Source organism: Snodgrassella sp. ESL0324 (assembly GCF_013344955.1).
GTDB classification, from domain to species: Bacteria; Pseudomonadota; Gammaproteobacteria; order Burkholderiales; family Neisseriaceae; genus Snodgrassella; species Snodgrassella alvi.
The window spans coordinates 25,754-45,258 of record NZ_JAAEDS010000017.1; the positions used below are offsets into that span (position 1 = coordinate 25,754).

Consider the following 19,505-nt stretch of genomic DNA (forward strand, 5'->3'; position numbering starts at 1 on the left):
GCAGGCTTATGTTTACAATAACTGATTGGATTGATAAATACAAAATGAGGAATTTTTTATGGCACAGTTTTTTGCTATCCATCCCACTGATCCTCAGGAACGACTGATTAATCAGGCAGCAGATATTGTTCGTGGTGGCGGAGTGATTGTTTATCCGACGGATTCCTGCTATGCACTGGGCTGTCTGCCGGGCAATAAACAGGCAATGGAGCGAATTTTACGTATACGCGGCATTGATCAGAAACATCATCTAACTCTGATGTGTCATGATCTCAGCCAGCTGGGCGTTTATGCGCGTGTAGATAATAGCCAGTTCCGGCTCCTCAAGGCAGCAACACCCGGAAGTTATACATTTATTTTGCAGGCCACCAAAGAAGTACCAGCACGTACTCTTCACCCTAAACGAAAAACCATCGGTTTACGTGTTCCGGACAATCGTATAGCTCTGGCTTTATTGCAGAATCTGAATGAACCGATGCTGTCATGTACACTGATGCTGCCTCATGATGATGAACCGTTAACTGACCCTTATGATATCCGGGATCATCTCGAACATGAAGTGGATCTGGTTATAGATGGTGGCTGGTGCGGTACTGAACCTACAACCGTCATTGATATGACCGAGGATATTACGCTGATACGGCAGGGTAAAGGGGATGCTGCACTATTTGGTTTGTAAAATTTTCACTGGTATCATAACTGTTTTGATATAGAATTTTCTATTTGTATTTTAAGGATTTTACTTTGCAGAAATTTGATCTGGCTTTCTTACTTCTGGCAATCTTGCCGATTCTGCTTGGGCTTACGCTCCCGGAAGCAGTTTGTGGTTATGTGGCACGCTTTTGCGGTGACCGTACAGCTGAAACGATGGGTCGGCTGAGTCTGAATCCGGCTAAATACATTGATATTGTCGGAACAATTATTATCCCGCTGGCAACTATGATTCTTTTGTCAGGCTTTCTCATGGTTGGCTGGGCCAAACCAGTACCAATTGACCCGCGAAATTTTAAAAACAGACGTCAGGGAGAGCGTCTGGTAGCCATTGCCAGCCCTCTGGCTAACCTGCTCTTATGTCTGTGCTGGACCATTGTTGTGATTATCAGTCAGTGGGTGCCGGAATATTTTGAGGAACCAATGGCAATGATGGGAATAATAGGTATCTATGTTAATGCTATGTTCTGCTTTTTCAGTCTCCTGCCGATTCCTCCGCAACCGGGTGCACGTTTTGTTGACAGTTTTCTGTCACCAAAAGCTTCGATGGAATACCGTAAACTCGAACCATATGGAACATGGATTATTCTGCTTTTGATTGTAAGTGGCATAATGTCGACTATTTTGTGGCCGTTTACCGATATTATTGTATCGCTGATGTCATCAATAATTGATATCTTCAGTGATTAATCTCTTCTGAGATCAGATGTAGTTTTCATTATTCAAAATTCTATTGAAATATTTAATTCGGCAAGAATATTTTTATATTCTTGCCGAATTATACTGATTACATCAATTTAAAATTAATTCTGGTGAATAAATGATTGGCTCATTGATTTACCTGGAAATTATTTTCTTTGTCCCTGTGTTACTCTTTCCAAACCTGCCAGATCAGGCTGTGTGTAAATCTGACTGAAATTATTCTGAGCTAACATTGTGCGGATTGTTTCCCCCTGATCAAAGCCATGTTCCAGTAATAACCAGCCATCAGGACGCAGAAAATGTGCAGCGCCAGTAATAATGGTTTGAAATGCAGTCAGACCGTTGTAATTATCGGTGAGCGCATGCTGTGGTTCAAAGCGCAAATCCCCCTGCTGCAAGTGTTGATCATGTACGGCAATATAAGGAGGATTGGATACAATTACGTCCACACTGTTAACAGCCGGCTGCGGCTGAGCCTGATACCATGAACCTTGTCCGAAAGATACGTCTGCCTGCAGGGCAGCAGCATTAGTACGCGCAACTGCCAGTGCTTCTGCACTGATATCAGCTGCCCATACCTGTGCATCAGGACGTTCACAGGCTACGGTAATCGCAATGGCTCCGCTGCCTGTACCTAAATCCCACACAACTCCGTGCTCAGGTAAATGTGCTAAAACCGATTCTACGAGATGTTCCGTTTCCGGCCGCGGAATCAGTACAGCCTCTGTAACTTGAAAACGCCTGCTGTAAAATTCACGCCATCCGAGCAGATAGGCCAATGGCTCACCAGCCAGCCGCCGTTGTGCCAGTTGATTCAGTCTGGTCTGATCACTGCTGCCGATTAGCTGCTGACCATGGGCGATAATATAGCCATGACTGATATCCAGTACCTGCTGAAGCAGCATTCGTGCTTCCAGTCGCGGCAAACCGCAGTTGTGTAACCAGCTATCAAGAGTGATTGGCGTATCTGTATTCATTATCTATTCTTTAAGACAGGTTTATAACAAAAACAGGGTGGCCAGACCGAGAAAAATAAAAAAGCCGCCGGAATCTGTAACAGCAGTAATCAGCACACTGCTGCCAAGTGCCGGATCGCGGCCGGATTTTTGCATAATTACCGGTATCAGTACGCCGACCGTGGCAGCCAGTAACAGATTCAGTGTCATTGCAGCCACCATAACCAGACCAATACCTACGCTGTGATACAGGAAATAGGAAACAAGCCCCATCACAGAACCCCAGATAATACCATTTACAAGAGCAACACCCTCTTCTTTGCGCAGTAACCGCCATGCCTGACTGTTACTGATTTGTCCGGAGGTCATGGCGCGCACAATCATGGTAATGGTCTGATTACCGGAATTACCGCCAATACCGGCCACAATCGGCATCAGTGTTGCCAGCGCAACAATTTTTTCAATTGAGTTTTCAAACATACCAATTACACGGCTGGCAACAAAAGCCGTACACAAATTGACTGCCAGCCATATCCAGCGGTTTTTTACTGAATCCACTACCGGCGCAAACAGGTCTTCCTCTTCACGTAAACCGGCCATATTCAGCATATCTGTTTCTGATTCTTCACGAATCACATCCACCATTTCATCAACGGTAATACGTCCGATCAGTTTACGGTTACTGTCTACTACTGGTGCAGTGACCAGATCATAGCGCTCAAATGCCGCTGCTGCTTCTTCTGCATCGTCTTCAGGACGGAAGGTAACCACATCATCGGCCATAACTGTCGAGACCAGTAAATCCGGATCGGCAACCAGCAGACTGCGTATGGGTAAAACGCCTTGCAGAACATCGTAATTATCGACTACAAAGATTTTATCAGTATGGTCGGGCAAACGTTCAAAGCGGCGTAAATAACGCAAAACCACTTCACAGGTTACATCTGCCCGAATACTCACCAGCTCAAAATCCATCAGTGCGCCAACCTGATTGTCTTCAAATGACATTGCCGCAGTAATTTGTGCCCGCTCTTCTTCATCACGGCTGCTGATGGCTTCATAAACAACTTCTTTAGGCAAATCCGGAGCCAGCTCGGCCAGTTCGTCTGCATCCAGATTATCCACAGCGGCCAGCAGTTCCTGCTGCGCCATGCTTTCAATCAGGGTTTCACGTACCGGATCAGAAACCTCCAGTAATACCTCACCATCTTCAGTAGGTGTAGCCAGCTTCCACACCAGCATACGTTCCTGTAGCGGCAGTGACTCCAGCAGGGTAGCCATATCGGCAGGATGCAGCTCGTGCAGAGCAGCAATCAGTTCAGTCAGTGCCTGTTCCTGCTCCGGTGTTTGCAGGTATGACTGAGTATGCGAATGGATATGCTCGGCGACCGGCAAAAGAATAGCAACCAGCTCACATATGTGATCAGTATCCAGATGCAGGCGTTCCAGTTCGCTGAGATTGCTGTGGCTATCCATTGTATTGTTATCCTGTGTGTTGCATCATCCAAACCGGAATGTTACCGCCGCAATGCCAGCAGTATATCCTGATAAAACAGCATTTTGCCTGTTATGATAAATTAAAGCCTGCTTGAGCAGGCTGTCTTTAATAATATTGTACACGGATTTTACCTGTTCGCGCCTCTCCTTCTTTGCGTTTATCACCACAAACTATATTGCTAAGCTGCATAATCAGTGTATTTCACGGCAAGGTTTATATATTCTCTGTCACAGAATAAGGTTGCTGATAACACCACATTGTTTTAATGTATAAATTACATTACTGCTGCAAATCATGATTAAATTCAGCAGGGGGAATAGCAATATGCTCAGAGAAAATTTCAATGAATTTCAGTATTTACTGACAATAGCCAAAGAGCGAAGTTTTACCAGAGCAGCCCGTAAACTGGGAATGACACAGTCTGCGCTCAGCCACGCGATTAAAGTTCTGGAGCAAAAACTGCAAACACGTTTACTGACTCGGACAACACGCAGTGTGGCGCCTACTGATATAGGTGAACAGATTATTGCTTATCTGGAACCACGATTAAATGAGCTTGAATTTACATTACAGAATCTGGTTGAACAAAACGGTACAGCCAGCGGCAATATTCGGCTGTCTGTTAGTGAACATGCGGCAAATACGGTACTCTGGCCGAAACTGAAACCATTTCTGAAAGAACATCCGAAAATTAATGTTGAGTTATTTATCGATAACCATTTTGTAGATATCGTGCAGGATGGTTTTGATGCCGGAGTACGCCTTGGAGAGAGCCTCGAACAAGACATGGTAGCCATTAAACTGAGCTCTGAAATACGTCTGGCCGTTGTGGCATCAGCAGATTATTTCAAGACTCATGCTATACCGGCCACCCCATATGATTTACAGCATCATCAGTGTATCAATGTACGCTTACCCAGTGCCAACGCACTTTACCAGTGGGAGTTTGAAAAAGACGGCAAACCACTGCGCATTAAAGTAAACGGACAACTCACTTTCAATCAGTTACCTGAGCGCATAGACGCCGTGTTATCGGGTTTTGGTATTGGCTACGTACCTGAGGATATGGTCACAGCACTGGTAGCATCCGGTCAGCTGATACAAGTACTGAAAGAATGGTGCCCTGCTTTTCCGGGCTATTACCTCTATTATCCCAGCCGCAAACAGCACCCCCGTGCCTTTGCTATGATGATTGATGCTTTACGACTAGTTGAATAAGGGAAACCATATAAGCCTCCCTTATCCTTTCCTGATTAACGCCCTACACGTGCCTGCTGGTCAGCAGGATAACGCTCACCCACAATAGAAACACGCTCCAGAGCCTGATTAATTTCAGCAACATCACTGGCAGTTAGCTGAATATCGGCCGCAGCCAGATTTTCCTGAAGTCTGTCTGGTCTGGTAGTGCCCGGAATCGGAACAATCCATGGTTTTTGTGCCAGCAGCCATGCCAGCGCAATCTGAGCCGGAGTAACCTGATGAGCCTGAGCCAGTTTATTGATCAGAGTGGTCAGATTTTCATTCGCTGCCCGTGCTTCAGGAGTAAAGCGCGGTACACGCTGGCGGAAATCATCAGCAGTAAATACAGTAGCTGAATTAATGGTACCGGTTAAAAAGCCTTTACCCAGCGGGCTGAACGGTACCAGACCAATGCCCAGCTCCTGCAACAATGGCAAAATTTCTTTTTCCGGCTCGCGCCACCACATTGAGTATTCACTTTGCAACGCAGTCAGAGGCTGTACTGCATGAGCCCGGCGAATGGTAGCAGCACCGGCTTCAGACAAACCAAAATGTTTTACCTTTCCCTCAGCAATCAAATCTTTAACTGTTCCAGCAACATCTTCAATCGGTACATCAGGGTCGACCCGATGCTGATACAATAAATCAATCACATCTGTTTGCAGCCGCCGCAATGAACCTTCGACTGCCTGGCGAATATGCTCCGGACGGCTGTTTAAAATCTGCTGCTTATTATCATCACCAAACGTAAAACCAAACTTAGTGGCGATCACTACCTGTTGCCGGTAAGGTTTCAAAGCCTCGCCGACTAATTCTTCGTTCAGATAAGGACCATAGACTTCTGCCGTATCAAAAAAAGTCACACCCTGTGCCACAGCAGAACGAATCAGCTCAATGGCTTTTCCGGTTTCTGTTGCCGCACCATATCCGAAACTCAGCCCCATACATCCCAGCCCCAAAGCAGAAACAGCCAGACGGCTACTGCCTAAATAACGTTGTTGCATCGTACTATTCCTTTTGTGATTAATCGCAGAAACAGCATAGTCTTTGCAGGCAACAGGATTAAGAGGTCTGAATTACTAAGGTTAATTAATACTATTCATAAATAATCAACCTGCCTTTTCATCAGTCAAAAAAAAAGCGCCTGACAAATCAGCAGGCGCTCAGCGGTATATTTCAGACGTAAATACTATCTTTTCCAAATACCTTTATCAGCAATGATTTTCAGAAAATACTGATTTATTTGTCAGCTTAATCAGCCCAGTATTTTTTCTTTGAAGTTTTACCAATACCCGGATTAAAGCTATTGGTAGGATCCAGCTGCCGGTAAAATTGCTTTAAAGCCGGTTTGGCATGATACAAGTGACCAACATTGTGCTCAGCCGGATACTGAGCTCCACGCTGATCAAGTAATACCAGCATCTCATCTTCAACTTTGTTGCAATCGGTACCTTTACGGGCAATATAATCCTGATGGAAAACATGACAGAAAAAGTGGCCATAATACATTTTATGGATGAAATGCTGATTAATACTGTCAGGCAGGGTTTCAAACCATTCGCTGTCATTACGCCGTAAAGCCACATCCAGTGCAACAATATTTTCTACCGTATCGCTATGCACATTACGATAGGTAGTGGCTGCGCCGGCTGCGGCAAAACGATGCAGCATTGCCGCTTCGGCCTCTTTTTCATTACAGCGGAAATAACTACCGGTTTTCTGCTGGAAAAAAGTATTCAGAAATGCTTCTGCTTCCTCAATACCGTCATCAGCCATTTTCAGAATCAGATGGTGTTCGTAACGGTCGCGGTAATCGCGAATGGACTGAGGTAAATGCTGCGGCAGAAATTTACACATAAATACCGCAAAATGGTCAGAAAAATTCTTCGGAAAAAACGGAATTTTCGCCATGATACGATCAACAAAATTCTTGAAGGCAAACAGACGCGGCATAGCATCCGTACCGAATTTCTGAATGGCAACAAAAATATCTTTACCATACGCCGCAGCAATATCAAAAGCCTCACGGTGCATGTACTCACCGGAAACCGGCAAATTTTTAAACTTGCTGAGAATATGGCGGCGAATATCATCCAGCTCGTGGGTATCATTACTGCCGATATAGAAAACCGCAGATTTTTTCTCCAGCGGGAAAGTATCCAGACGAACAGCAAAGACCATCAGACGTCCGGCGCTGCCGGAAGCCTCATAATGCCGTGCCGGATCGGCATTAAAACGTGCCGGCGTATCTGCATCTATTTCGCGTACATGGTTGCGGTATTCGTGGTCATGTCCCATACCGGCATCATGTTTGATATCCTGATCGCTGTATTTATGATTTTGCAGATTCTGTAAAATAGTTTCCGGTTCATCGCCCAGTTCGATACCAAGATGATTTACCAGATGCAACTGACCGTTTTCATCCAGTTGAGCAAACACTGCCATCTGAGTATAAGCCGGACCGCGCTGAATCAGCGCACCGCCTGAATTGTTACATACTCCGCCCATCACGGAGGCACCAATACAGGATGAACCGATAACCGAATGCGGACCACGCTGATATTGTTTCAGCTCTTTTTCCAGACGGAACAGTGTGCTGCCGGGCAGACAGACTACCTGTTCGCCATTTTCAATCACCTGAATGCCATCCAGCCGGCGTGTGCTGACAATAACAATCGGGCGATCATAATCATTACCATCCGGTGTCGAACCACCTGTCAGACCGGTATTGGCAGACTGAGTAATGACTATCACATCCGCTTCAACACAGGCTTTTAACACCCGCCACTGCTCCACCAGTGTACCCGGTATCACAACAGCCAGCGCATCACCAACTCCGAAACGGATACCCTGACGGTAAGGCAGAGTACGTGCGGGATCAGTCAGAGTATATTCATGCCCGACAATTCCCTGTAATGTGTGAACGAGGTCGGTATGTGTATTAATACCCATACTGCTTCTCCCTTTATTATGTAGTGACTTATTCCTAATCAATACAAACCATTTTAGAACAGTTATATATTAACGGAAAGATTTTTAACATATCTGATGTATATCAGGCTTCAGGCAAAAAACCACCGCTCTGCCGTTGCCACAGCATAGCATAAACACCATTTTTCGCCAGCAGCTCACTATGTGTGCCCTGCTCGACTATCTGCCCTTTATCCATCACAATCAGCCGATCCATTGCGGCAATCGTAGACAGCCGGTGAGCAATTGCCACAACCGTTTTACCCTGCATTAACCGGGTGAGATTTTCCTGAATGGCGGCCTCTACTTCTGAATCCAGAGCACTGGTGGCTTCATCCAGCAGCAGAATCGGCGCATCTTTCAGAATTACACGGGCTATGGCAATCCGCTGGCGCTGTCCGCCAGACAGCTTCACACCGCGCTCACCCACATGTGCATCATATCCATGTCTTGCTTTGGAATCTTCCAGTGACGGAATGAATCCATCCGCTGCTGCCTGCTGTGCTGCCCGTATCATTTCTTCATCAGAGGCATCCGGACGCCCGTAAACTATATTGTCACGTACCGAACGGTGCAGCAGAGAAGTATCCTGTGTCACCAGCCCCAGTGCTGCACGCAGACTGTCCTGCGTTACATCGCGGATATCCTGCCCGTCAATCAGAATACGCCCGCCCTGTACATCATAAAAACGCAGCAACAGATTGGTCAGTGTCGTTTTACCGGCGCCGCTGCGTCCGACCAGCCCCACTTTTTCACCCGCGCGGATATGCAGGTTAAAATCGCGCAGCAGCGGTTTATCCTCACTGTAAGAAAAGTTTACATGCTCAAAATCAATCGCACCCTGATTAACTTTTAACGGCAGTGCCTTAGGTTTATCAACAATAGCATGCGGACGGGATAGTATCTTCATGCCATCTTCAACCGTACCGATATTTTCAAACAGACGCGCACTTTCCCACATTACCCAGCGTGAAAGACCATTAATCCGTGAGGCCATGGCTGTCGCTGTGGCAATAGCACCGACACCCACCTGCCCCTGCATCCACAGCCAGATACCCAGACCGGCAGAACCGACTACCAGTAAAGTATTAATCATGGTGCTCAGACTATCCAGCAGGGTTGCCAGACGCATCTGCGCATTCACGGTTACCAGAAATTCCTGCATTGATGCTTTAGCATAGGCAGCTTCACGCGCACTGTGAGAAAACAGCTTCACCGTAGCAATATTGGTGTAGGCATCAGTAATACGACCGGTCATCAGACTGCGGGCATCTGCCTGCCTCTGAGCAGTTTTAGACAGCCTAGGAATCAGAAATCTGAGTACCATGACAAACAGCACTATCCACAGAATAAAAGGCAGCAATAACCAGCTGTCCATACCGGCAAGTATTACCCCGCTGGTAACAAAATAAACCAGTACATAAACCAGCATATTGGACACAGACATTACCGTATCACGTACCGCAAGCGCGGTTTGCATCACCTTGGCAGAGACCCTGCCAGCAAATTCATCCTGATAAAAACCCATACTCTGCCCGAGCATCAGGCGGTGGAAATTCCAGCGCAGACGCATCGGAAAGGCGCCCTGAAGAGTCTGAAACTGTACATTGGAAGAAAGAAATGACCAAATAATACTGAATATCAGCACAGCAGCCATCAGCAGCAGCTCATGTCCTTTTTCCGGCCATAACTTGTCTGGTGAATAAGCACCAAGCCAGTCGATTACCGTACCAAGGAAACGAAATACCAGTGCCTCCAGAATACCGGTACCTATTGTCATGACAACCATCAGCAGCAGCCAGAGGCGTGCTCCCTCCAGACAGCTCCAGATAAACGGCAACACACCTTTTTTCGGCGGTTGTGGAAGCGTATCCGGATAAGTATCAATGCGGTTTTCAAACCAGCTGAAAAATCGGTTCAGTAACATATTGCGTGGGCTTTCTGCATAGGTGAGCCATAGCGGCTGTACCAGCAAATACGGCAGCCAGAAAAATAACAAGACAAATCATTATACATAATCTGAAATATAAATCAGCTTTCAGCGGTTTGTGTTAGAATCCTGCAGGCACATCAGCATACCAGACAGTCGCTGTGCATAATATACATGCATGGAGGAAAGTCCGGGCTCCACAGAGCAGAATGCCGGCTAACAGCCGGGCGTCGTGAGGCGACGGAAAGTGGAACAGAAAGCATAACCGCCGATGGCTGTGGGAAACCACAGCACAGGTAAGGGTGAAATGGTGCGGTAAGAGCGCACCGTGCCGTTGGTAACAACGTGTAGCAGGCTAAACCCCATTCGGAGCAAGACCAAACAGAATGCACTGACGCTGCTCGCCGAGCATTCGGGTAGGTTGCTAGAGCGGCACAGTAATGTGCCGCCCAGATGAATGACTGTCCAAGACAGAACCCGGCTTATCGGTTGTCTGATGTGCCCCTCAGCATAATTGTTATTCACACAGTTGTAGCCGTTTTTCCGGCTCTTTAGCACTCATTGATTATTCGGCATTCCCATGGCAACGGATATCAAAGAAAAACAAAAAGTAAAAACAAGTTAGTTATCTATTGTTATCATTCATTGAACAATCTGATTAATTTATTTTTGACCATGCCTTGCATCAAGCGAAAGATGGAGAATCTGATACAGATTCTGATTATTTATGGCTGGTTTGTCTTTAAAAAAAGTAAATGCGGCATAACGCCATTTATCCGGATTATAAATAATCACTTTACCAGTTTTATTTTTATACTCAGCACCTTGAAAAGAAAAATCTCTTAACCGTACTTGTTCTGCTATAGAAAAATTTTCTTCTGATACATACCGGCTTTGTGAGAAATCATTTGTCAATTCTACTTCTGCTGTAATACCAATATTGATTTTTTGCCAGCCAAAAGAATTAATAATATTGTCAAAATAGCCTTCGAAAATAAATTTGTTCATTCCTTTGGTTTGTTTCCAAAGATAAAGAGGACAATATCCATTGCCTGTGTTGCCACTCTTTTTATCAGAAATTATATAAGCCTTAAATAATAAATCTTCAAAGCCATCTGTTTTAAAACCATTATTTTGAATACGATCTTTGATAATATTCATATCATAATCGGCTGGTAAACTAATTTTATATTGCATAGCCTGCATACTGAATTCTCGCTTTAAACAATGTAATTCAGTTTATAAATTTAATTAAATTTTGAATAATTCCAATCTGCGATTGAGTTATCAGAAAAAATGATAGGCATATACAACATATGGATTTCAAAGGATTATTGATTTTTAAAACAGTTTATGACGTTAAAAGTCTTAATAAAGCAGCAAAAATTTTAGGCTATTCACAATCTAATCTGACCGCACATCTGAAAAAGATGGAACATGAATTACGGGCAACGCTTTTTATCCGTAGTTTTGATGGAATGAAACCAACAGCACAAGGCCATCAGTTTTATGCTTTTAGCAATTCAACACTGGAAAAATTTGCACAAATAAAATTATCATTTAAATCTGTCAAACCTTTATTATTAATTTCAGAACTTCTGTTTCAGTTTATTGTTATTGAAAAGACTGCATATCAAATAGAATCAACAGATATTGTTATTAAAAAAACCTGTGAAATAGAAAATGAAATTAATCAGCACAGTTATGATAAAGTTATTACTTTTAAAAAATTTAAGCATAAAGATTATGATTTAACAGAAACCGGATATTTACCTGTTGCCTTTTTAAAAAGTTCCGAAGTTACTACTCATCTGCATTTACCTGTCTTGATTAACAACGATGCAGATTGTCCCTTACGTGCCAAAACTTTAGCCATATATCCGCAGCTGACTAATATTATTACCATTGATTCTCTCAGCCAGCTGTTAAATCTTGTTGAAAAGGGGCAGGCAATAGCACTATTACCCGTATTCTTTGCGCAGGATAAACTTACACCACTTGATACTCACCAGTATCAGATTGACTATTTTTGTTATCAGCATCAATCAGTTTAAAAAATTTAATATCATATTAAGTTTACTATCACTATCCGAACCATTATTAACCGGTTAAGTCAGTTAATAAACCATCTGCTGTGAACTGAATACGTCTGTATGGATTTTTACTGCTGCAGCCTGCATGTCCGCACATCTGAATAGTGCCTTACCGATATAGTTACCACTAAATAAGCGCAGAAATTATCTAAACAGGTACAGAGTTATGATCTGATATTTATTCCGGCCGGATTGATAATATCACTAGTCAAAATCCTTAAATTTTGATTTATATCATTCTATTTTTCATAGAAACAACATAATATCTATAAAATAAAACAGATATTTACATTCTTATACTCTCCAGTAACGCCTAATGCCGGATAACTATTGAATTCTTACTTTTTTAAACCCAGAGATAGCCAAATGCAAAAAATATTTATAACCATTATTTTTGTTGTCTGTCAGCTAATCTCTTACTCAGCATTAGCAACCGTGGTGATAAGCCGACCCATCTATCAAATCGAAGCATCTGATTTTATAGAAAAATTCAATAATTTAAATAAACAATATCGATATAATCTGAAACCTATTAAAAAAGATGAAAACTTTCAATCTAAAATCATTTATCTCTTTAAACCTAATATCTATCTCGACATGAATAGCGTTTTTGAGTTAGTAGGCCGACTTGAACTTACCTGTGAACAATTCTCAAATAATAAATCAGCCGGCATGAAAAAATGCCAGCAATCTATTCAGCTTATTAGTAAAGCATTTGATCCTGATTTTGAGCTTAGTGACTTCGAAGATAATAAAGTATGCACATCTACAGACGAGACAAACTCATGTTCCTATGAGTTCAATCATGTTAAGTACACTCTGGAAAATGAACAAGACACACAAACTTTACGCTTTATCATTTATCCGTTTAGTGAGGATGAATCAGATTACCCAACAAAATCTGAATCAGATCTGATGTCCTTAAAACTTGTTCAATACTATGCCAGCTATGTTATTAATTACGCTTTACCATTTCTACATACAGACAATCTTCTTATATATCTGAATATTAAGATACATCAACTCAGAATGAGCATTTAGCAATATAAGACATACTGGTATGCAAATAATTTATATATTGGCATTACATTTCTAACTTAAAACTTAATTTTGAAAATGGAATATGGTTTTTATCCGTATACAGTATATTTTTAAACTGAATCTGATTTTATTAACAGATTTAAAATATACAGACAGTTTTATACCTGCAATTTGTACTGCTAATTGTGTTTAATCTCTTTATCCGAATAAAATTTATTCAGATGAAGTGAAAATTTTGGTTGTTTATTTTACATCGCCAGAGAAAATTTTATGCCGAATAATCACTACTAAATACTGTTAAATCTCAGGTTACATCAACTCAGAAGGAGTATTTTGCAAAACCTGAATAATCAATGTAGATATAATTTAATTATTTGTCCGTTCAGTAACAGACTTTACATTAATAGTAGTTTTATGTCAGGCTTGGCTATTGTTTAATTAACGGTATCAGCATGCACACGCGCCAGTTTTTGTCTTTATATGGTTCTATTTTTTTTCTGTTTTCCGGTTACGGGCTTTTTCTGAATTCTGCCGGGGTAAAGCTGACCCAAATGGGAGTCAGTAATATTACCATCGGTGTGCTGAATGCTGCCTTTTTTATTGGTGGTACGATTTCTGCTATTGTTTCTCACCGGATTATTTCACGCGTAGGACATATCCGCAGCTTCAGCGTATTTGGTGCATTGTTTGCTATTGCCGCTCTCGCCCATCTGATGGTAGAACAGTTGTGGATGTGGGGGATTTTGCGTGCAGTACTGGGTTTTTGTCACTACAGCTTATTAATGGTAGTGGAAAGCTGGTTTACAGCACGCAGCGTTCCTCAGAACCGCGCCAAGATTCTGGCTCTGTACGAAGTAGTATATTACATGTCGTCAGCAACCAGCGTTCTGCTGCTAAGTCTGAATATGACCAGTAATAACATTTTTACACTGGCTGCTATTCTGGTGATTGCCGCCACGTTACCGGTAGGGCTGACCCGTATGCAGCAACCGGAAATTCCTAGACGTGAACGTATCAGCCTGCCGCATGTCTTTTCCATCGTACCATTGGCATGGATAGCTTGTTTTATGGCAGGGATTTTTATTAATGGCTTTTTCACCATGGGCTCGGTATTTATGCTGAAACTGGGCTACAGTCTGCCTAAAGTCTCTCTGTTTCTGGGTTCTGCAATGATTGGAGGGTTTACCATCCAATTATTTATTGCCTGGCTGTCAAATAAATTCGGGCGCCCGCGTACTATTTTCGGCTGTGCCTGTGTGGCTGCGGTAGCAGCAATCAGTGGCATGCTGTTGTTATTGGTGTTGCCGGGTAATATCTGGGCTCAGTGCGTGATTGCACTGGCTATCGGTTGTAGCGGCTTTCCGATGTATGCACTGGGGCTGGCACGCGCCAATGATGTTTTACCTGCCAATATGAATACAGTGGAAGTAAATCGCTGTCTGCTGTTTGTTTATGGTTTGGGCTCACTGGTGGCACCACTGATTCTGGGTTCAGTTATGCAGCTGTTCAATCATTTCGGCTTCTATAGTGTATACGCCATTATCGCAACCATTCTGGCAGTATATGCGTATATGCAGCCGGCTGTCCCTGTTTCAGAACGCAGTGTTTATGTACCGGTATCCGGTAATGTTGGACCGATGACTGCCGAGCTTGACCCGCGCAACAATAATGCTACTGACACTCCGTATGATGCCCAAAGTGCAGAACAGCATATTCATGAAACTTTGCAGAATACTGATACTCAGGATCAGCCGGATAAATAACTATTTGCAAAGTAAGCAATATATTGCAAACCATACTGCCCGGATCACTGAATTGTTCCGGGCAGAATTATGGTGGTATTAAATCCTGAATTATCTGTATCTGTACTAAGCATTAGTTTTCTGAAAGTGATACAACCATTTGTCGCACTCTAGAAAAATTTGTTTGAACGTTTATTCTTTCAGCCATGAAAATTTACGCCGGCCTAAAGCAATAAATGGTTTTTCAATATACTGAAAAGTCAGGGTACAGATAGTTAGTAAAATCAACAATACTGTTGTAGATACTAATGTGTATTGTGTGCGATTCAAAATTAAATGATGGGAAACTATATATTTATTCATACAGAACCAGCCAATACCATGTAATAAATAAATACTGTAGCTGGCATCACCGAGCCGTATAAAAGCTTTTAGCCGTAACAGCCCGAATATATCGCCACCGAGCGCAATCAGACCAAACAGCATTGCAAACAGTGGTAAAAAATTAATGTCATAGTTACCATTAGTAATACAAAAAATCAGTACCAGTAACAGCACGATACCGATATCACAGAATTTTTTAGATATCTGTACAGTTTCTGACAATATTCTGGCCAGTGCGCCTATGGCAAAACAGGCAATAAAGTAAGCTTTTTGCTGATTAAATGGGGCAATCAGATAAACGGCAATAAATATTACGATTATTGCCAGAGGCAGTAAACCGGTTTTCGGGCGCAGAATACATATCAGTGGCAGGGAAAAATAAAATGCCCATTCCCAGTATAACGTCCAATATACACCTGCATTAATCAATCGGGCGTCCTGCATACCGAATAATCCTGGTTTAATGCCAGTAATACCGGCATCAAACCAGTAATACAGATTAAGCAGCATATCACGTGTAACCAGTGTATATCTTTGAAAATACAGTGCAAGTAATATACAGAAGGCAGAAGATAAACAAAATACCGGTGCAATGCGCAGCAGACGCTTCTGATAAAACTGTATCCACGAAACGGGGCCAGAATGCGCAAACAGATAACCTGAAAGCATGAAAAACAAAGTAACAGCAAATGCACCAAGACGCAGATTGAGCAGATTATGGACAAATACAGCCGGTGTCCATGGCTGACCGTGCAAATAATAATAGCTGTAAACATAATGATGCATGGCTACACTGAAAGCTAATATAAAGCGCAGACCATCCAGTCGCTCTATCCGCCGGCTACCGGGATTATCCATAAATGCAAACAGCCTGGTTCGAAATACTGCCCAGCACAGTATTAATAATCCCAGCATCCAGCCAAACATTTGGTATGAAAAAAGCATAAAAATATTAACAATCAGTAGTAAACACAACCTGATATTAATGTTTTTTTTACGGTATCTGTGAATCCGGTTTTAAGAATCAGGCCTGCTGTTAGTATACGTCACGCTGATAGCGTTGCTGCTGACGCAGCTCGCTTAGATATTCATCAGCATCTTCAAAGCTGAGTTTACCCTGCTCAGTAACAATATCCAGCAGTGCCTGCTCAACGTCACGAGCCATTTTGCCGGCATCGCCGCAAACATAAATATGCGCTCCGCGCTGTAACCATTCCCAGATATCCTGTGCACGCTCCCGCAATTTATGCTGTACATAAACCTTTTCGTTTTCCTGACGGCTCCAGGCAAAATCGTAACGTGTCAGTAAACCGCTTTTGCGGTATTGCAGCCATTCGGCCTGATAAAGAAAATCATCAGTAAATTTCTGATTACCGAAAAACAGCCAGTTTTCACCTGCGTCACCATTGGCATCACGCTGTTGCATGAATGCGCGAAACGGTGCAATACCTGTACCGGCACCAATCATGATAATGGGGGTATTACCATCTTCAGGTAAGCGGAAACGGTGATTTTCTTCAATAAATACGCGTACTGCTTCCCCTTCCGGCAAACGCTCACCGAGAAAACCGGACGCACCCCCTGTATATTGCTGTTGACGCTGAATAAAACGCACCACACCCACGGTCAGATGAACTTCCTCGCCAACTTCATCCTGACTTGAAGCAATTGAATACAGGCGCGGTGTAAGCGGACGAAATAAATCATGTAATGCCTGTGCATCAATTAAATGCGGATAGGCTGCCAGCACACTAACTGGCGGAGTGGTGGCAATAAACTGTTTCAAGGCTGTACTGTCAGCCACGATTTCATCCAGTTCGGCATTTTGTATCTGCCGGGCATAGTTTTGTACCAGAGCAGGTGTATTCTGAGTAATATCCAGCTCATTCTGTAACGCTTCTCCGATACTTATTTCACGTCCATCAGCCAGTCGAACCAGTACATCCCTGTTTACCTGAGTATGTTGCAAAATTTCTTCTACCAATGTGGCTGCATTCTGATAAAACACACCCAGTGCATCCCCAGGCTGATAACGGATACCGGAACCGGTTAAATCAATTTCGATGTGTTCGACATCTTTGTTGGCTTCAGGTGTGGTGATCCGCTGGCGCAAACTTAAGGTGGCACTGAATGGTGCTGCTTTGGTAAATACCGCAGTTTGTGCAGCGACTACACTTTGCTGAACCTCATTACTTATGCTTGCGCTATTAGTGTTATTCAGCTCACTGATAAGAGTAATAATTTTATCCTGCCATGCTGCGGCACTACTCTGATAGTCGACATCACAGTCAGTCCGTTCAGCAAGGCGCTGCGCACCCAGATGAGCCAGTTGATTATCAAAATCCTTAGCACACTGACAAAATTGCGGATAACTGCTGTCTCCCAGTCCCAGTACCGCAAAGTGAAGCTGATTAAGAGCCGGTGCTTTTTTACCAAACAGATATTTATATAGTGGTAAAGCTTCTTCCGGGGGTTCGCCTTCGCCCTGCGTTGAAGTTACCAGCAAAAGAATATCTTCACTGGAGAGCTGCTTGATTTTATAGTCGCCGCTGGCGATTAAAGCTGCATTAATACCGGCAGCTTCAAGTTTCAGTTGCAGACTTTCTGCCACACGACGTGCGTTACCGGTTTGTGAAGCAGATAAAACCAGTACCTTGCGTGCTGCAACCGGTTCTGCAACACCAGATACCGGCAACGCTGCCGGAGAAACCGTATTTTGCTGCTGACTGTTTGCCCATGCATAGCCGGACAGCCAGGCCAGTTGTGTTGGTGAAAGGCTGGCAAGCGATTGCAGCAATTCAGGGGAAATGGGTATGCTCATGGCTTGTGCTCGATAAGGTTATGATTAATGTAATTTTCAGACTGCAATAGATAGTCAGCCATACTAGCAAGCACAAAGTTTTTTGAGAAAGAAATGACGCTTATTTAGATAGAAGCAGTAAGAATATATAAAAAGGCAACCCTTCGGATTGCCTTGAATCGGATGGTCTGGCTTGCCTCCAGACTGTCCGGATTAGCGTTTAATACCGATTTCCGGAAAAGATTTACGCATTACTTCATCCAGATGGCTGGCTGAAGCACGCATTAAACCCTGCTCTTTTTCATTCAGCGGAATTTCAATTACCTGACGTATGCCGTGCCGGTCTAACACTGCCGGTGTACCAATATACATATCATTAACGCCATACTGACCATTCAGATAGGCAGAAACAGGTAAAATGGTATTTTCATCATCCAATAATGCGCGGCAGATACGTGCCAGAGCAGCACCGACACCATAGTAAGTAGCACCTTTAAGGCGAATAATATCGTAAGCGGCATTGACCACACGATCAGCAATAATATCCAGATCTGCTTCGGTAAAGCGCGGGTCACCTTTAATCCATTCTTCCATGGTCAGTCCGCCTACACTCAGGTGAGACCAGGCTGGAAACTCGGTATCTCCGTGTTCACCCAGAATATATCCGCTTACTGTGCGCGGATCGACATTCAGTAAATACCCTACATATTTACACAAACGGGCGGAATCCAAAGATGTACCGGAACCAATTACCCGTTCTGCCGGAAAACCGGAAATTTTCCATGTAGCATAAGTCAGAATGTCAACCGGATTCGAAGCCACCAGAAAGATACCGTTAAAGCCAGACTCTACTATATGAGTGACAATGCTTTTAATGATATGCAGATTACGATTAACCAAATCCAGACGTGATTCACCGGGTTTTTGAGCAGCACCAGCAGTAATGACTACGATATCGGCATCAGCAGCATCACTGTAATCACCGGCGTAAATGTTTTTCGGATAAGTAAACAGTAATGCATCAGCAATATCTTTAGCATCACCATGCGCCTTATCCCGGGCAACATCGACGATAACCAGTTCCTGACCGATACCTTGCAGGGTAGCAGCATAGGCAAAAGTGGAACCAACTGCACCGGCGCCGACCAGAACAATTTTCTGGTGATTTTTGGCATTAGTAGGCTGTAACATAAATCAACCTCGTTTCTATGGATAAATACAAAACTATGTGAATTTATGCATAAATTGTAACAGATTACCATATGCCATTTTTTTTATTTATTTATATTCATTATTCATTACAAATTTTGGTATATCAGACCTATAAATATAATTTTATGTATATTTTTTTATTAATTATATTTATATTTTTATTTTTTCGTATATTTATGTTTAATATTAAATAAATTTTTTAGCTTGCAAATTCGATTTTATACTTT

15 protein-coding genes and 1 other RNA gene are annotated in these 19,505 nt (G+C 43.1%); 7 read left to right on the forward strand and 9 right to left on the reverse strand.

Translation table 11 applies throughout. The features are described 5' to 3' along the window. Positions 1–58: 58 nt before the first annotated feature. Positions 59–679: an L-threonylcarbamoyladenylate synthase gene (locus tag GYY70_RS11440; RefSeq protein WP_174832439.1), complete on the forward strand. Its 621-nt coding sequence runs from the start codon at positions 59–61 to the stop codon at positions 677–679. 65 nt (positions 680–744) lie between these two features. Beyond that, a complete protein-coding gene (locus GYY70_RS11445; RefSeq protein WP_025331736.1) occupies positions 745–1,401 on the forward strand; it encodes a site-2 protease family protein in 657 nt (218 codons plus the stop codon). A gap of 158 nt (positions 1,402–1,559) precedes the next feature. Here the strand turns inward: GYY70_RS11445 and prmC are convergent, their stop codons facing one another. Further along, positions 1,560–2,390 carry a peptide chain release factor N(5)-glutamine methyltransferase gene (prmC, locus tag GYY70_RS11450; protein WP_174832440.1) on the reverse strand — a complete coding sequence of 277 codons (831 nt, stop codon included), beginning with the start codon at positions 2,388–2,390 and terminating at the stop codon, positions 1,560–1,562. 21 nt (positions 2,391–2,411) lie between these two features. After that, positions 2,412–3,845 (reverse strand): magnesium transporter, encoded by a 1,434-nt coding sequence (gene mgtE, locus GYY70_RS11455; protein WP_025331738.1) that lies wholly within the window; start codon positions 3,843–3,845, stop codon positions 2,412–2,414. Between the two features lie 346 nt (positions 3,846–4,191). On the opposite strand from mgtE, the gene GYY70_RS11460 reads away from it, so the two are divergent. Continuing rightward, positions 4,192–5,085: a LysR family transcriptional regulator gene (locus tag GYY70_RS11460; RefSeq protein WP_174832441.1), complete on the forward strand. Its 894-nt coding sequence runs from the start codon at positions 4,192–4,194 to the stop codon at positions 5,083–5,085. A 35-nt stretch (positions 5,086–5,120) separates the two neighbouring features. Here the strand turns inward: GYY70_RS11460 and GYY70_RS11465 are convergent, their stop codons facing one another. The 3 genes from GYY70_RS11465 to GYY70_RS11475 form a co-directional block, all read right to left on the reverse strand. Continuing rightward, complete coding sequence (locus GYY70_RS11465; protein ID WP_174832442.1) at positions 5,121–6,110, reverse strand: aldo/keto reductase; 990 nt, start codon at positions 6,108–6,110, stop codon at positions 5,121–5,123. 247 nt (positions 6,111–6,357) lie between these two features. Next, positions 6,358–8,058, reverse strand: coding sequence for a D-lactate dehydrogenase (gene dld / locus GYY70_RS11470; protein ID WP_037393718.1), 1,701 nt, complete (start codon positions 8,056–8,058; stop codon positions 6,358–6,360). A 103-nt stretch (positions 8,059–8,161) separates the two neighbouring features. Further along, the gene (locus tag GYY70_RS11475) at positions 8,162–10,003 is read right to left on the reverse strand and encodes an ABC transporter ATP-binding protein (protein ID WP_174832475.1); all 1,842 of its coding nucleotides are present in this window, start codon (positions 10,001–10,003) and stop codon (positions 8,162–8,164) included. 143 nt (positions 10,004–10,146) lie between these two features. Here GYY70_RS11475 and rnpB point away from each other — a divergent pair. Then, positions 10,147–10,507: RNase P RNA component class A (gene rnpB / locus GYY70_RS11480), an RNA gene on the forward strand. A gap of 162 nt (positions 10,508–10,669) precedes the next feature. Here the strand turns inward: rnpB and GYY70_RS11485 are convergent. Further along, a complete protein-coding gene (locus GYY70_RS11485; protein WP_174832443.1) occupies positions 10,670–11,212 on the reverse strand; it encodes a DUF4865 family protein in 543 nt (180 codons plus the stop codon). Positions 11,213–11,322: 110 nt separating this feature from the next. On the opposite strand from GYY70_RS11485, the gene GYY70_RS11490 reads away from it, so the two are divergent. The 3 genes from GYY70_RS11490 (at position 11,323) to GYY70_RS11500 (ending at position 14,903) form a co-directional block, all read left to right on the forward strand. Further along, positions 11,323–12,060: a LysR family transcriptional regulator gene (locus GYY70_RS11490; RefSeq protein ID WP_174832444.1), complete on the forward strand. Its 738-nt coding sequence runs from the start codon at positions 11,323–11,325 to the stop codon at positions 12,058–12,060. A 405-nt stretch (positions 12,061–12,465) separates the two neighbouring features. Further along, on the forward strand, positions 12,466–13,140 hold the full coding sequence (locus GYY70_RS11495; protein WP_174832445.1) for a hypothetical protein: 675 nt from the start codon (positions 12,466–12,468) through the stop codon (positions 13,138–13,140). A gap of 452 nt (positions 13,141–13,592) precedes the next feature. After that, on the forward strand, positions 13,593–14,903 hold the full coding sequence (locus tag GYY70_RS11500; RefSeq protein WP_174832446.1) for an MFS transporter: 1,311 nt from the start codon (positions 13,593–13,595) through the stop codon (positions 14,901–14,903). Between the two features lie 171 nt (positions 14,904–15,074). Here the strand turns inward: GYY70_RS11500 and GYY70_RS11505 are convergent, their stop codons facing one another. The 3 genes from GYY70_RS11505 to GYY70_RS11515 all read right to left on the reverse strand — a co-directional run bounded on the left by GYY70_RS11505 (position 15,075) and on the right by GYY70_RS11515 (position 19,257). Beyond that, positions 15,075–16,211 carry an acyltransferase gene (locus tag GYY70_RS11505; protein WP_174832448.1) on the reverse strand — a complete coding sequence of 379 codons (1,137 nt, stop codon included), beginning with the start codon at positions 16,209–16,211 and terminating at the stop codon, positions 15,075–15,077. A gap of 91 nt (positions 16,212–16,302) precedes the next feature. After that, a complete protein-coding gene (locus GYY70_RS11510; protein WP_174832450.1) occupies positions 16,303–18,087 on the reverse strand; it encodes an assimilatory sulfite reductase (NADPH) flavoprotein subunit in 1,785 nt (594 codons plus the stop codon). A 192-nt stretch (positions 18,088–18,279) separates the two neighbouring features. Further along, a complete protein-coding gene (locus GYY70_RS11515) occupies positions 18,280–19,257 on the reverse strand; it encodes an L-lactate dehydrogenase (RefSeq protein WP_037393735.1) in 978 nt (325 codons plus the stop codon). Positions 19,258–19,505 lie beyond the last annotated feature (248 nt).

What these genes read in the sequence shown, in the direction of transcription:
- GYY70_RS11440 (WP_174832439.1), top strand. Translation starts at nt 59, where the DNA reads ATGGCACAGTTTTTTGCTATCCATCCCACTGATCCTCAGGAACGACTG.
- prmC (WP_174832440.1), bottom strand. Translation starts at nt 2,390, where the DNA reads ATGAATACAGATACGCCAATCACTCTTGATAGCTGGTTACACAACTGC.
- mgtE (WP_025331738.1), bottom strand. Translation starts at nt 3,845, where the DNA reads ATGGATAGCCACAGCAATCTCAGCGAACTGGAACGCCTGCATCTGGAT.
- GYY70_RS11460 (WP_174832441.1), top strand. Translation starts at nt 4,192, where the DNA reads ATGCTCAGAGAAAATTTCAATGAATTTCAGTATTTACTGACAATAGCC.
- GYY70_RS11465 (WP_174832442.1), bottom strand. Translation starts at nt 6,110, where the DNA reads ATGCAACAACGTTATTTAGGCAGTAGCCGTCTGGCTGTTTCTGCTTTG.
- dld (WP_037393718.1), bottom strand. Translation starts at nt 8,058, where the DNA reads ATGGGTATTAATACACATACCGACCTCGTTCACACATTACAGGGAATT.
- GYY70_RS11475 (WP_174832475.1), bottom strand. Translation starts at nt 10,003, where the DNA reads ATGTTACTGAACCGATTTTTCAGCTGGTTTGAAAACCGCATTGATACT.
- GYY70_RS11485 (WP_174832443.1), bottom strand. Translation starts at nt 11,212, where the DNA reads ATGCAGGCTATGCAATATAAAATTAGTTTACCAGCCGATTATGATATG.
- GYY70_RS11490 (WP_174832444.1), top strand. Translation starts at nt 11,323, where the DNA reads ATGGATTTCAAAGGATTATTGATTTTTAAAACAGTTTATGACGTTAAA.
- GYY70_RS11495 (WP_174832445.1), top strand. Translation starts at nt 12,466, where the DNA reads ATGCAAAAAATATTTATAACCATTATTTTTGTTGTCTGTCAGCTAATC.
- GYY70_RS11500 (WP_174832446.1), top strand. Translation starts at nt 13,593, where the DNA reads ATGCACACGCGCCAGTTTTTGTCTTTATATGGTTCTATTTTTTTTCTG.
- GYY70_RS11505 (WP_174832448.1), bottom strand. Translation starts at nt 16,211, where the DNA reads ATGCTTTTTTCATACCAAATGTTTGGCTGGATGCTGGGATTATTAATA.
- GYY70_RS11510 (WP_174832450.1), bottom strand. Translation starts at nt 18,087, where the DNA reads ATGAGCATACCCATTTCCCCTGAATTGCTGCAATCGCTTGCCAGCCTT.
- GYY70_RS11515 (WP_037393735.1), bottom strand. Translation starts at nt 19,257, where the DNA reads ATGTTACAGCCTACTAATGCCAAAAATCACCAGAAAATTGTTCTGGTC.